This is a genomic window from Floridaenema flaviceps BLCC-F50, from assembly GCF_041929275.2.
GTDB classification, from domain to species: domain Bacteria; phylum Cyanobacteriota; class Cyanobacteriia; order Cyanobacteriales; family Aerosakkonemataceae; genus Floridanema; species Floridanema flaviceps.
In genome coordinates this window covers 1,322,501-1,335,966 of the sequence record NZ_JBHFNR020000001.1, presented here as the reverse complement: position 1 = coordinate 1,335,966, position 13,466 = coordinate 1,322,501, and the positions used below count along the sequence as shown (strand labels likewise).

Annotated in this window: 18 protein-coding genes; 12 read left to right on the top strand and 6 right to left on the bottom strand. The window is 37.2% G+C overall.

The genetic code is table 11. The annotated features are described in order from the left end of the window. Positions 1–88 precede the first annotated feature (88 nt). The 4 genes from ACE1CI_RS06415 (at position 89) to ACE1CI_RS06400 (ending at position 2,469) form a co-directional block, all read left to right on the top strand. On the top strand, positions 89–505 hold the full coding sequence (locus ACE1CI_RS06415; RefSeq protein ID WP_413263781.1) for a Fur family transcriptional regulator: 417 nt from the start codon (positions 89–91) through the stop codon (positions 503–505). Between the two features lie 89 nt (positions 506–594). Continuing rightward, positions 595–1,140, top strand: coding sequence for a Uma2 family endonuclease (locus ACE1CI_RS06410; RefSeq protein WP_413263780.1), 546 nt, complete (start codon positions 595–597; stop codon positions 1,138–1,140). A gap of 116 nt (positions 1,141–1,256) precedes the next feature. Beyond that, positions 1,257–2,165 carry an RpnC/YadD family protein gene (locus tag ACE1CI_RS06405; RefSeq protein WP_413263779.1) on the top strand — a complete coding sequence of 303 codons (909 nt, stop codon included), beginning with the start codon at positions 1,257–1,259 and terminating at the stop codon, positions 2,163–2,165. A gap of 43 nt (positions 2,166–2,208) precedes the next feature. Next, positions 2,209–2,469 (top strand): hypothetical protein, encoded by a 261-nt coding sequence (locus ACE1CI_RS06400; protein WP_413263778.1) that lies wholly within the window; start codon positions 2,209–2,211, stop codon positions 2,467–2,469. 118 nt (positions 2,470–2,587) lie between these two features. Here ACE1CI_RS06400 and ACE1CI_RS06395 read toward each other — a convergent pair whose 3' ends face one another. Beyond that, a complete protein-coding gene (locus ACE1CI_RS06395; RefSeq protein ID WP_413263777.1) occupies positions 2,588–3,841 on the bottom strand; it encodes an McrC family protein in 1,254 nt (417 codons plus the stop codon). Beyond that, positions 3,807–5,507 (bottom strand): AAA family ATPase, encoded by a 1,701-nt coding sequence (locus tag ACE1CI_RS06390; RefSeq protein ID WP_413263776.1) that lies wholly within the window; start codon positions 5,505–5,507, stop codon positions 3,807–3,809. The genes ACE1CI_RS06395 and ACE1CI_RS06390 overlap by 35 nt, the downstream gene beginning before the upstream one ends. Before the next feature lie 134 nt (positions 5,508–5,641). On the opposite strand from ACE1CI_RS06390, the gene ACE1CI_RS06385 reads away from it, so the two are divergent. Genes ACE1CI_RS06385 through ACE1CI_RS06350 form a run of 8 tightly spaced genes read left to right on the top strand, consistent with a single transcriptional unit; the run spans position 5,642 to position 8,719 of the window. Beyond that, complete coding sequence (locus ACE1CI_RS06385; protein WP_413263775.1) at positions 5,642–6,031, top strand: DUF6883 domain-containing protein; 390 nt, start codon at positions 5,642–5,644, stop codon at positions 6,029–6,031. A gap of 11 nt (positions 6,032–6,042) precedes the next feature. Beyond that, the gene (locus ACE1CI_RS06380; protein ID WP_413263774.1) at positions 6,043–6,303 is read left to right on the top strand and encodes a hypothetical protein; all 261 of its coding nucleotides are present in this window, start codon (positions 6,043–6,045) and stop codon (positions 6,301–6,303) included. A 48-nt stretch (positions 6,304–6,351) separates the two neighbouring features. Further along, entirely contained in the window at positions 6,352–6,702 is a 351-nt protein-coding gene (locus ACE1CI_RS06375) for a papain fold toxin domain-containing protein (RefSeq protein ID WP_413263773.1), read from the top strand. An 11-nt stretch (positions 6,703–6,713) separates the two neighbouring features. Then, on the top strand, positions 6,714–7,097 hold the full coding sequence (locus tag ACE1CI_RS06370) for a hypothetical protein (RefSeq protein WP_496615277.1): 384 nt from the start codon (positions 6,714–6,716) through the stop codon (positions 7,095–7,097). Positions 7,098–7,130: 33 nt separating this feature from the next. Continuing rightward, positions 7,131–7,508, top strand: coding sequence for a papain fold toxin domain-containing protein (locus tag ACE1CI_RS06365; protein ID WP_413263796.1), 378 nt, complete (start codon positions 7,131–7,133; stop codon positions 7,506–7,508). 14 nt (positions 7,509–7,522) lie between these two features. Next, a complete protein-coding gene (locus ACE1CI_RS06360; RefSeq protein ID WP_413263771.1) occupies positions 7,523–7,909 on the top strand; it encodes a hypothetical protein in 387 nt (128 codons plus the stop codon). Between the two features lie 60 nt (positions 7,910–7,969). Then, positions 7,970–8,320 (top strand): papain fold toxin domain-containing protein, encoded by a 351-nt coding sequence (locus ACE1CI_RS06355; RefSeq protein ID WP_413263770.1) that lies wholly within the window; start codon positions 7,970–7,972, stop codon positions 8,318–8,320. Between the two features lie 12 nt (positions 8,321–8,332). Beyond that, entirely contained in the window at positions 8,333–8,719 is a 387-nt protein-coding gene (locus ACE1CI_RS06350; RefSeq protein WP_413263769.1) for a hypothetical protein, read from the top strand. A 65-nt stretch (positions 8,720–8,784) separates the two neighbouring features. Here ACE1CI_RS06350 and ACE1CI_RS06345 read toward each other — a convergent pair whose 3' ends face one another. The 4 genes from ACE1CI_RS06345 to ACE1CI_RS06330 all read right to left on the bottom strand — a co-directional run bounded on the left by ACE1CI_RS06345 (position 8,785) and on the right by ACE1CI_RS06330 (position 13,439). Further along, on the bottom strand, positions 8,785–9,966 hold the full coding sequence (locus tag ACE1CI_RS06345) for an McrC family protein (protein ID WP_413263768.1): 1,182 nt from the start codon (positions 9,964–9,966) through the stop codon (positions 8,785–8,787). Then, positions 9,963–11,552, bottom strand: a complete 1,590-nt coding sequence (locus ACE1CI_RS06340) for an McrB family protein (protein WP_413263767.1) — start codon at positions 11,550–11,552, stop codon at positions 9,963–9,965. The genes ACE1CI_RS06345 and ACE1CI_RS06340 overlap by 4 nt, the downstream gene beginning before the upstream one ends. 134 nt (positions 11,553–11,686) lie before the next feature. Continuing rightward, entirely contained in the window at positions 11,687–12,325 is a 639-nt protein-coding gene (locus tag ACE1CI_RS06335; protein WP_413263766.1) for a Uma2 family endonuclease, read from the bottom strand. A 139-nt stretch (positions 12,326–12,464) separates the two neighbouring features. Next, positions 12,465–13,439, bottom strand: coding sequence for an SPFH domain-containing protein (locus ACE1CI_RS06330; protein WP_413263765.1), 975 nt, complete (start codon positions 13,437–13,439; stop codon positions 12,465–12,467). Positions 13,440–13,466: the final 27 nt, after the last annotated feature.

Below are 13,466 nucleotides of genomic sequence, written 5' to 3'. Positions count from 1 at the left end.
CGACTCCCGATAGTTAATCTAATAACTAAGCTATTTGAGATAGCGTAGAAAAAAGGCACGGAGTCTGGTTCAAACTGGGATAATACGAATGAAAACACAACATACACGCAGCCAAAAAAGAATATTAAATTTTCTCCAAAACGTCAACCGAGCAATATCCGCCCAGGATATCTATGTAGAATTGCGAAATCAGAACCAAGGCATGAGCTTGGCTACAGTTTACCGTGCTTTAGAAGCCTTGAAACGGGAAGGCGCACTTCAGGTAAGAATGCTATCCAACGGCGAATCACTTTATAGCTGTGTTCACCAAGACAAACACCATCTCACCTGTTTACAATGTGGCATATCTATTTCATTAGATGAATGTCCAGTTCAAGAATTAGAAACTCAACTGCACAATTCTTACAAATTTAAGATTTTCTATCACACATTAGAGTTTTTTGGACTTTGCAACATCTGTGAAGCGGGGCAAGCTGAGAATCCACTGGGTTTAGATCGTGTTTAGGTTCCTAAAAACAACATTTACAACTTGCGACCAAAAGAAAAAAGCGGTAAAAAATGTATAGATAAAATTCGATCGCTAAAGGAGTTTCTATGTCCTCTTTAACAATTAAAGACTTGGAGAAACTACAAGCAGAACATCCAGATTATCGCATGGAACTAGTTGACGGGAACATCATTGTTATGAGTCCATCAGGTTATGAATCAGCAGAAGTTGCTTTTGAATTTGCTACTCAGTTGTTAAACTGGGTGAAACCGCGTAAGCTAGGTCGAGTAACTGGTTCTAATGCTGGTTTCATTCTGCCAAATTCAGATATCCGCGCACCTGATGTGTCTTTTGTTTTAGCAAAAAGATTGCGGAAAAGTCCTCGTTCTTTTGCTGAATTAGCTCCTGATTTAATGGTAGAGGTAAAATCTCCTAACGACAGTCTCAAAGCTTTAAGAAAAAAGATTGAGGACTTTCTAAGTTTGGGAACTAGAATTGGCATTTTAATTAATCCAGAAAAGCATATTGTTGAAGTATATCGCTTAGGTCAAGATGTGGTAATTTTGGGTGATGGTGACGTTTTAACTATCCCCGATTTATTACCAGGGTGGGAGTTAGCAATTTCTGATTTGTGGTCGCCGGAATTTGAGTAAGCTTGACAAAGTAAAGGGTGGATTAAAAAAGGGCGTTCACAATTGTGCGCGAAGCGCGTATCTCACTTGATAAAATATTTAATAAACAGGGCAGTTTCCCGCAAAATCTACACCCAATGACCCGATTTATTCACGACCAATTTGCCAAAGATTACTTAGAGAAATTACTAACACCTTATGGAGTAGTTCAAGCACCCCGTCGAGTAGCTGGAGAAGTCAGAGAAATTGATGTTTGGTTTGCTCCCAACTCTCAGCAAAACTCTCCTCCAGAAGCTTTGGGTTTACTAGGAAGATTGGCAACAACTATCTCCATTTTTGAACCATATCGCAATGCAGCAAGCGACGAAGAAATAGGCGATTGTTTGTTAAAAATATTAGAAGTCAGAGGTGAATTACGCCGAGAAGCAAATCGAAATAACACTCGATTACAAGAATCAGACTTACCAAGATTATGGATTATTACCCCCACAGCATCAGAAAATTTGTTATCACAATTTGGTGCAATTCCTAATCAAGATTGGGTAACAGGGATCTACTTTCTACCATCCTATTTCAGGAGTGCAATTATCGCAGTTCACCAATTACCCCCCACCACAGACACACTATGGTTAAGAATTCTCGGTAAAGGAAATGTACAAAAACGGGCAATTGATGAATTAGAATCACTTCCTGTTAATAACCCATATCGTGCAGCGGCGCTAGAATTGTTATACAACTTGCAACGAAACTTGCAAGCAAATCAAGTTCAAGTTCAAGACGAAGAAGATCGAGAGTTAATTATGAGATTAGCACCCCTTTATCAACAAGATCGAGAACAAGCAATGCAGCAAGGAGTTCAGGAGGGAGAACGCTTGGTGGTGGAGAACTTGTTGCGAGTACGTTTTGGTTCTTTAGATGCAGAACTTTTATCTGTAATCGATCGCCTACTATCATTACCACCAGAAGAGTTAAGCACAATCTTGTTGCAATTGTCTAATTTATCCCGTGAGGAACTTATTGCTAGGTTTGAATCACAAAATTCCTAATGGGAAAGCAAATTAAATTCAAGAGGAAGATCGAGAGTTAATTATGAGATTAGCACCCCTTTATCAGCAAGATCGAGAACAAGCAATGCAGCAAGGAATACAGCAAGGAATGCAACAAGGAATGCAGCAAGGAGAACGTTTGGTGGTGGAAAACTTGTTGCGAGTACGTTTTGGTTCTTTAGATGCTGAACTTTCATCTGCGATCGATCGCCTACTATTATTACCACCAGAAGAATTTACTCCTTTGCTACTGCAATTATCCCGTGAGGAACTTTTGGCTAGATTTGAACAACAAAATTCCTAAATTCAAAGCTGAACTTGTTGTAAAAGTTTCATACTATCCAAAAGGCGATCGCTTAATTGTTCACAAAGTAAGCGATCGCTCATTAATAAACTTATGAGCCAACCGTCTAACACTTAAATCAATCTTTTGCAGAGTTAGGAAATAACTGGTCAAGAAATTTATAACCAGCTTGTTCGAGATTGTCATCATCTAGAGAAAAGGTTAAGCTACGAACTCGAATGTTTCCAACTTGTATATCTAGTTGCTTGTGGTGCTTTGGATAAACCAAAACTGCTTCAGGACAATCGATTAATACGGCGTAGGCTATTACTTGGGCAACATCACGGAATTCAATGGAATCTGGGATTTTATATTTGGTATCAAGTATGTAACATGGTTTTTTTGCTGGATTATAGATAACTATATCTGGTTTGAATTTTATATTACCGTGGCTTTTTTCTTCTTGAGATTCAATCGAGTAGTTGGCAAGGTGTTCGTTGAACCGTTGTTTTAGCCATTTGTTGAACCGTTGTTTTAGCCATTCAGCGACAAAAAGTTCATAGAGTTTTGCCATGTCAATTAGAAAGGGTAGCATGGTGCGATCGCCTATTTGATGACTTGGCCCTGCACTTTCAAGAAAGAATCGGCAAAGTGAATGTAATAATTGATAATCTTGGTTAAGATAATTGTAATTTCTCCCAATACAATCTTCTGGCTGAAATTCCTTGATCGTCACTAATCCTTGTAAAGCGTGATATGCTTGGCGGACTGATGGTGGAACTGGAACTTGTTCTGTCCACAAACTGTTATGAATAATAATATCAAGTGTCCAAGCAAGTATTTGATTATCTTCAATATCAACTGTCTGTTCGTCGTAATGGCATTTCAGCTTAATACTCCAAGGTTTTTGAATAGCATTTTGGATATCTATTCGTCCGCGAACAAAAGTTAAATAATCTGTTTTTGGCACATAAGCGCGGTATAATCCTTGACGTTCTCTGTCTATAATTCGTTTAGCCAATACATTAGCTATCCGGCTGTAAAAACCCTCTATAGTTTGACAATTTATTTCTCCCTCAAGAATCTGAAAGCTATTGAGATTATAAGCATACTCCCACATTTCAAAGATATTTGATACTTTTACTTTCGGTTTTAAGTAGAGGATAATTTCTGGAGTTAATGGTATATAGCCTACCCATCCCTTTGATTTTATTTGCCATTGCCCATCTGTTTTTCGTGAGGGAAATTCTACTTCTACTTCTTTTCGGTATTTCTCCCACAATAAATTCCAGGCGCGATCCCTATCCATAAATGGATCTTTGTCTTTGGGGAACTCTATAGTTTGATACTCTGTTAACTCAATCACTTCTGTTCTGTTTAGGAAAATATTCATAAATTTTTTCATCCCATGTTAATTTACTTAATTCCTTATTAATAAATGAATTAGCTTTGAGATATGGCTCTATTTCCATTTTCCAGATATCCTCAATGTCTTTGATGTAATCTTCTTGGTTTTTGTCTTTATTGTCTTTATTTTTAGTCCCCAGATTTAAAAAGAAAGATACTCCAAGTTTAAAGTTTTCATCTGTAATTTTACTATTCACCAAATTTAAAGCTTCTTCTAACTTTTCTACAGGAAAGTTTGTTTCCTGATAATGGGAATACAAAATCTTAGTATTTGGAGGAAGATGAAGAAATGCAAAGCGTCGCCGCAGAGCATTATCTATGGGAGAGACAGAGCGATCGGCTGTATTCATAGTGCCAATAATCAGAACATTTTTCGGGATTCCAAATAGTTCGCCATTGCCAGCTAGTTTGATTTCTTCATCACGATATTCAAGCAAATACATTAATTCACCAAATACGCTAGAAAGATTTGCGCGGTTAATTTCATCAATGATTAAAACATAAGTCTTAGTCTTATTTTTCTCATCTTTAGCAGGTTCACAAAATTTCAAAAATCTACCATTTTCCCATTTATACTTGATTAGCCCATTAGCTTGTCTTGTTAATTGCTCATCTTTATTTGTTTCATTTTGTGAATTGTTATTATCTATTTCAGGACGAATACCTTGGATGAAATCTTCATAAGAATAGGATGGATGAAATTGTACTATATCCCAGCGATCGCCCTTGCCCTCGTCCCCAGTTTCAGTTAAGTGTTTAGCTAACTCTTTTGCCAAGAAGGTCTTACCTGTACCTGGTGGACCGTATATAATCACTTGCTTTTTACGTTCAATAATTCGTATCCATCGATCTAGTTCATTTTCGTTTTCAAAACAAGTTGCTTTAGCCAATGAAATGCTGTAAGTTTTATTCATTGTGTTATGACCATATTCAGGAACGCGAGCATTTTCCCATAAGTACACCCACTTTTTCATATAGGATTCGTCTTTCTTTTTTGGATCAAGCATTGTCGTTAGTTCTTCCCCTTTTTCAATTTTTTCACACCATCTCCTGATATTGCCATTATGTGTAAAATACAATAAACCTGTTAATTCAGCGTCCGATGACTGCTCATCAACTTTTTTTCCAGATAATTTCCGCTTGTTTCTCTGTGAAGGTGAACATAAATCCTTTTGTTCTTCTTTACTCAAAGTATCAAAATAAGTAATAAAACAACGTCTTTTGTCTTCGTCTAACAAATTTTGATTATGGAAACCATTGCTCCTACAACTTACTCTTAAAGCATCTTCTTTCGTGCCTTGCATAACAATTGCAGGAATGCTTTGACGACCAGCGTTTTTACTAGCTAAGAGTCTATTAAAACCATCGACTAAAATAAGATCTTCATCTACCAAATAAACTGTTACTGGTGGAGGTTCGCTCAGTTCTAGCATTTGTTCGTAAAGCTTTACATAATACTTATTAGTAAGCTCATCTAGTTGTTCGTCAGGAGTCAATTGCTTAATTTCTTCGACATTCTTAAATAAAGCTCTTTGTTGCATTTCAGGCAATACTTTAATATCTTTTATTCGCAGATATCCTTCAGGTATAATTTCATTACCTACGTCTATATTTATTAAAATTTTGGGTCTATCATTATTCGCTAGATTCATTTGAGCTACTCAAAATCTAAACTGACTTCAGGGCTATTAAAAAGTAAGTGCTTTTTTTACCTAATATTAATATAGGATGCACAATAACCTAGTGTAGCTTATAGTACCTGGTAAGTTTTGGTGCGGTGGTGTGTATGTGTCAAAATTGGAACCCTGGCGACCCCTTACCAAGGGCGCAGGATGCCGAAATAGATCCGCGCAAATTTGCGGAATATTCGATGAACCCAAATAATCCTAAGAACAAAGGCAAGTGGATGGCATTTGCAGCAATTGGATATGATATGGAAAGTTCGCAGAGTCGTAGTGCTGCTGCACAAGACGTAATTAATCAGCTACGTCAAAGTCTGTCTAACGCACCTGCTACCGAAGATCAATCCAGTGTTTTTGGAGTTCGATTTCAGGTAATGGTACAAATTAAAGGGCCAAATGGAGGAGAAGGAACCCTTGTCACTAAATGGCAGATTGATAACAACAGAGATATTCCCAGGTTAATCACAAACTGGCTCAAAGTTTCTCAAGAATAGGATAAATCAAAATGAAAGCAAAAATATACGATGAAATCAAAACTTTGGTAGATATTTCTGTAGATTTTGACAATAGAATCATTCCCAAAGGAATACTAGGAACAATAGTAGAATGCTATGAAGAACCTCAAGAAGGTTATGCCGTCGATCTTGCCATTCCCGATGACAGGTGGGTGGGAGGTTTCGACTACGAAAATGTGATCCTTTTTCCCGAACAATTTGTAGTTATAAATCCTGCTGTCGAATCGCCAGATGTTGTTAGGCAATATTGAAAATAAAATAAGGAGTTAAATATTACTCAGATTAATGCTGAACAACTTTTGGTAGTTAGATCGATCGCCAGTCAACACGAAAATCTTAAATGTGTTGAATGTGCTAGTGCGATCGAAGATTACTTAATATCTCAAGGTATTCATGGGAAGCGCATCAAACTTTTCACAGGAACAACTATGGGTCGAAGTAGCTACATTTATGATGATAGCGTCCCAGGAGAACCTATTTCCTTAAATGGTTGCCATCAAGGTATTGTAATTTTGATCGACGCAGTAGAAATAGTTTTTGATAATCATCACCCTAATGGAGTTCCTAGAGATGAATGGATGAATAATTTGTTATTTTATGGTAAACTACATTTGGATCAAGATTTTCAAGTAACAGAAGAAGAATTTTAGAGGAAAGTATTATGACAGAAATTCTTCAGAGAATCACAGAAGTTAAGTCTGAATATCTCTATGAGATGTTACAAGAAATTAAAAAACGCCCAGGAATGTACTTAGGCAAACGTTCAATTTCTCGTCTGCGATCGTTTTTAGATGGATACATGGGTGCAAGAGAAGATCTAGGCTTACCTCGAACAGAGCAAGAACAAGAATTTAACGGGTTTCAAGAGTGGATACAAGAAAGATTTAGCATTACTTCGTCTCACGGATGGGATAGTATTATTCTCTTTTATTCAGCAGATGAAAGAGATGCTTTAGAGAAGTTTTTTGAGTTATTTGAAAAATTCTGTAATGGAGAAAGTCCTTTACCACATCAGGTCGTTATGAATCACTCCGAAAAAGCGTAAGATGTTACTCATAGCTTTAAAAAGGAGTTAGATATTACGCAAATTAATGCTGAACAGCTTTTAGTCGTAAGATCGATCGCCAGCCAACACGAAAACCTTAAATGTGTTGAATGTGCTAGTGCGATCGAGGATTACTTAATATCTCAAGGTATTCATGGGAAGCGCATCAAACTATACACTGGTGATGGCGCAAGTTGGGACAGCCGTATTTATGATGATAGTATCCCAGGAGATGCTATTTCAGTTAATGGTCGCCATGAAGGAATTGCAATTGCGATCGACGGTATAGAAACTATTTTTGATAACCATCATCCAGAAGGAATGCCTAAAAATCAATGGCTGGCAAATTTGCAATTTCATAGTAAGATATTATTTGGTCAGCAGTTTCAAATAACAGAAGAATCTTTTTAAAAGGTAATAATTTTATGACTACAGAAGTTACTCAAAACATTCTAAATGTCAAAACTGAATATCTCTACGATCTGCTGGAAAGAATTAAGCAAAGACCGGGTATGTATTTAGGTAAAAGTTCGATTACCCGTCTGCGAATGCTGTTAGACGGATATGGTATGGCTCGAATGGAACTTGGCTTACCTCGAACAGAGCAAGAAGGGGAATTTAACGGGTTTCAAGAGTGGATACAGCAAAGATATAATATTACTTCATCTCACGGATGGGATAGTATTATTCTCTTTTATTCGGCAGATGAAAGAGAGGCTTTAGAGAAGTTTTTTGAGTTATTTGAAAAATTCTGTAATGGAGAAAGTCCTGTACCACATCAGGTCGTTATAAATCACTCCGAAAAAGCGTAAGATGTTACTCATAGCTTTAAAAAGGAGTTAGATATTACCCAAATTAATGCTGAACAACTTTTGGTACTGAGATCGATCGCCAGCAAATACGAAAACCTTAAATGTGTTGAATGTACCCTAGAACTCAAAGATTACTTACTATCTCAAGGTATTCACGGTAAGCGCATTAAACTATTCACAGGCAAGGCTACAGGCCCAGACTGCTTCATTTTTGATGATAGTAATCCGACAGAAGCTATTTCTACTAATGGTCGCCATGAGGGAATAGCTATTACAATAAATGGAATAGAACTGATTTTTGATAACCATCATCCTGATGGAATTACCAGGAATGAGTGGATGGCTAATCTCTTATTTCAGGGGAAATTGCATTTTAATCAACAATTTCGAGTGACAGAGGAAGAATTTTAAAAGGAAGAATTTATGACAATAGAAGTTACTCAAAGCAAACTGGATGTAAAAACGGAATATTTGTATAACTTGCTGGAAAGAATTAAGGAAAGACCTGGTATGTATTTAGGTAAGCGTTCAATTACTCGTCTTAATATGTTACTAATAGGATATAGCCAAGCGCGAATGGAACTAGGTTTGCCTAGAACAAAACAAGAATGCGAATTCGATAATTTTCAAGAATGGATACAAGAAAGATATAATATTACTTCATCTCACGGATGGGATAGTATTATTCTCTTTTATTCAGCAGATGAAAGAGATGCTTTAGAGAAGTTTTTTGAGTTATTTGAAAAATTCCGCAATGGAGAAAGTCCTTTACCACATAAGGTCGTTATCAATCACACCGAGAAAGCGTAGGATTGATTAATAATTATTCTACTAAAATATCAGCAATATTCTCTTTGCTCAAACCTTTGGAAGAATCAAGAAAATAAGTTCTGTAAAAATGTTGTACCAGCTTCTTCAAGGTTGCCATTGAGGGAGAAAGTTAAGTTACGAACTCGGATGTTTCCAATAAATTTATCTAAGGGGTTGTTGAGGGGATTGGGATAAACTAAAATTACTTCTTGGCATTCTTTAGAAACAGCCTGTGCGATAACTTGTGCGAGATCGTCGGATGCTGGCGAAGTGGGAGTTTTGTATTTGATATTGAGGATGTAGCGGGCTTTTCCTGTTGAAATTTCGTAAAGAACGATGTCTGGGATAAATGTTATATTATTGACGATATTTATCCGTTCCTGAAATTTTAGACAAAGGTTAGATGGCAGGTTTTCTTTTAGCCATTCAACGACGAAGATTTCATAGAGTTGTGCCATGTCAATTAGAAAGGGTAGCATAGTGCGATCGCCTTTTTCATGAGTTGGCTCTGTATTCTCTAAAAAGAAGCGGCAAAGAGCGTGTAATGGTTGATAATCTTCATTGAGGCGATGATAATTTCGCCTGATACAATCTTCTGGTTTAAATGGTTTTAGTGTTACCAATCCTTGTAAGGTGCGATATGCTTGTCGCAATTTTACTAACTGTTTTTCTTCTGCTAAACCGCTACGAAGAATTATAAAAAGTGTCCAAGCGAGAATCTGGTTTTCTTCAATATCAGCGGTGTGTTCTTGATAATGACATTTTAGCTTTACTTGCCAAGATTTTTGGACAGCTTGGCACATATCTATACAACCGCGAACACAAGGGAGATTAGCTGTTTTTGGCATATAAGCGCGATAGAATCCTTCGCGACATCGATCGAGAATTCGTTGGGCTAAAATATATGCAAGATGATTATAAAATTCTTCAAGAGATTCGCTTTTAATTACTCCTTGAAAAAAGCGAAAACTCTTGAGTTTGTAAGCATACTCTAACATTCCGAAAAGATTAACTAACGGGACTTTTGGCAACAGAGAAAGGTGAAAATTTCGGTTTATTATGATATGTCCTACCCATCCTTTAGCTTCCAATTGCCACTTGCCGCCAGTTTTGGGTGAGGGGAAATTTACAGTAATTTGTTGCTCATAATTGCGCCACAAACTTTCTGCGATCGCATATTCAACTTCAGTTATTTCAAACTTTCTCGAACTGTATTCAGTTAACTCGATATATTGTAATGGACTCATAGATACACCTGCCGCTTAATGTTATCCCAACGAAACTCATCTACAGTTTCCAATCTGTCGAAAAAATACTCTTCTAGATAAGGTTCGATTTCCATTTTCCAGATTTCTTCAATATATTCAGCTAGTCTTTCTGTTAAAAAGAAAGAGATACCGAGTTGATAATTTTTATCGGCGATCGCCAAATTCAAGTCTTTCAAAACGTTAATCAAGCCTTGCACTGGAAAGCCTGTATTTTTGTTTTCATGATATCTCCTCAGTACATTATAATTGGGGCGAATTTCGATGAATGCGAAGCGGCGACGTAAGGCGTGATCGACAAGTGCGATCGAGCGATCGGCTGTGTTCATTGTACCAATAATTCGGACATTGGAAGGAATGCTAAAACTGTTACCGCCAGCCAGAGGAATTTCTTTATCTCGGTATTCTAACAGATACATCAATTCACCAAATACTTGAGCTAAATTTGCGCGGTTAATTTCATCAATAATCAATACACAAATACCTTTACGAGATTTGGCTTTTTGACAAAATTCTCGGAATCTACCAGGCACCATTGAATAGCTTAATTTTCCCTCTTTACTTTGTGGACGAATCCCTTGTATAAAGTCCTCGTATGAATAAGCTGGATGGAATTGCACAATTTCTGAAAAACCGTCATTCTCACCGATTAAGTGAGCGGCTAGTTTTTCAGCCATAAAAGTTTTCCCAGTTCCAGGTGCGCCATAGAAAATTGCTTGCTTCTTGCGTTCAATAGCTCTTATATAGCGTTCTAGTTCAAATTCTTCATAACTAGTATGCTCGGCTAGTTCCGCCAATGGGTATTTTCTGTTTATATAAATGTATTGGTGAAGCGCTGGTATTGGATCGTCATAAATAGCCAGCAGAGCTAAGGGAAATAGCAGTTTAAAAGTTTTAGCTATTTGATTACTCAACTCATCGGCAGACAGTCTTATAGTTTCCTGCTTATTAATATGTATAGCTGCATAAAGGAAACTGCTAACTCCATTAAATTCATCTACAGATTCACCAATTTTTCTAGGTTGCTTGAGCAAATCTTCCCAAGTGTAACGAGATTGACCAACTGTATTCCAAAATCCATAAACCATTTTGGTTTCTTTTTCCAATTCTCGCTGGAAATTTTTGATTAATTCTTCTTTATATTCTTCACAGTTGTCAAAAAATATCTTTGTGTTTGCCGAAGCTCCATAGATACCAAATTCTAGAAAATCCTTCCATATTGAAATAAATAATCGCAAAGAATTTTCTGACTTTCTTGGTAACTCTAAGGAATGAGACACCTGAATAAAGATTTCATCATTTCTCGGATTGTCAAGTCGGAATTTTGACTCCAGAAAATTGCGTGACCAAGACACAGTTCCCTTTCCATGAAATTTTATGAAATAGTCTTTTAATTCCACATGAATTTTTGATAAAATGACCTTGTATTTAGATAGTAAATATTGCTCTACGTCAATCTGAGATAAATATCTGCTTAAACTTGGTTCTCGTAGAGTTGCACATTCTTCTAAAATTTCAAAAGTCTTAGCTGAAAATAAATATTCAGGGTATTGATCCTCGGTTTCCATCGTTGTTTATCCTTAAATTTGCTACAGATGATTAACAGGGGGAAGAGGGGGCGCGGAGATTGATTGTAGCAGCATTTAAGAAGATTGACATAAAAATCATCATAAATTCCTTTACTATATTAGTTGGTAGTAGCTTATTTTGCACTCACTAATTTTTGCCGCAACTCGCGGATGGCTGTGCTGGTATTGCGATCGCCAGCCACCCGAAAACACTCTACCAAAATTTCTGATATATTCATCGTGGGAAAATAGCGGCTGTTATTCACCACTTCATAGCCTTCTTCCCGATAGTTATAAATTACCAAACCTTTTCTTTTATATATCCAAACTTCTGGTACTTTGTAAGGCAAATAATCATTTACATCGGTGTAAGTAGTGACATCTATTTCTATTACTAAATCAGGAGAGGGATCGACACCCCAATTAATCCGAGGTTTACCTGCAACAGCCGCCCAATTATCAATATAAAAACAGTAATCTGGCTCTATCCCTCTTATTTCCGGCAAATCCATTGTAATTGGAGTAAATGCTTCGTAGTCTCTTTCTAAATGATCTAGCAAAACTTTAACTACATCTGCGATTATATTCGCTTCACGTCCATGAATAGGTAAAGGTGACATTAGCAGAATTTCTCCGGGTCGATATTTGATGCGGGGGATGGATCGATCGCCCAACTGCTCAACCAATTTCTGATAATCTTCCCAACTCCCAGGTAATCGTAAAATTGCCCCTGGAGGCAAATGAATTTTCTCTGGTGTCACAACAGCAAACATTTAAATTTCACCTCCTTCTTGGGGACTAGGGACTAGGGACTGGGGACTGGGAGAGTTTGACTAGGATTTACAGATTTACCACAAATTTTTTAAATAATCCTGATTATCATGTAAATCCATAAATCCTGGTTTTAGATTATTAACCTCGCGTTACTTCCCCATTTTTCACATCTCCCACAATTGCTTTCATTCCTTCTAAAGAAGCGGGAATACTGCGGGGGTCCATAAACATTACCTTGCTGCTATCGCTGCTGCCAATTTTTGTTCCCATTTCTAGATAATTTTGGGCAATCAAATATTGCAAAGCTTCTTTCGCATTAGGATCAGTTTGCAAAATCTTGCTGATAATTTGCAAAGCTTCTGCCGTAGCTTGGGCTTTTAAAACTTGTTGTTGACGTTCCGCTTGAGCTTTCAAAACAATGGTTTTTTGTTGGGCTTCTGCATCTAAAATAGCAGCTTTTTGTCGAGCTTCTGCATCTAAAACTTGCGCTTCGGCTCTACCTCTGGCAGAATTAATTGCAGCTTCTCTTTCCCCTTCAGAAGTCAGAATTGCTGCCCGTTTTTTCCGTTCCGCAGACATTTGCAATTCCATTGATTCTTGGACTGCTCTGGAAGGAACAATATCTCGCAATTCTACCCTCGTTACTTTAACTCCCCAAGGATCGGTAGCTTCATCTAAATCTCGTAAGAGGATTTCATTAATTTGGGAACGGGCAGTAAAGGTTTCATCTAATTCTAATTTGCCCATTTCCGATCGAATCTGCGTCAGCACTAAATTCACCATAGCTGATTGGAGATTTTCTACTTTGTAGTAAGCTTTCTCCAAATCCAAAATCCGCCAATAAACTACAGCATCCGCAGTGATTGAAACGTTATCGCGGGTAATACATTGTTGGGGGGGAATGTCTAAAACTCTTTCCCGAATGGTAGCTTTATAAACAATGCGATCGACCACCGGAACCACAAAATTTAAACCGGGTTGTAATTTCTTCCCATTATATCTACCCCAAGATTCTACTAAAGCTTCATTCCCTTGATTAATCACCTTAACGGTACTCGAAACCGCCGAACCACCTAAAACTAGAAATATGATGAAAGCAAAAAAAGATTCCATATTTTTATCCTCTTTGTTGTCTCTTAA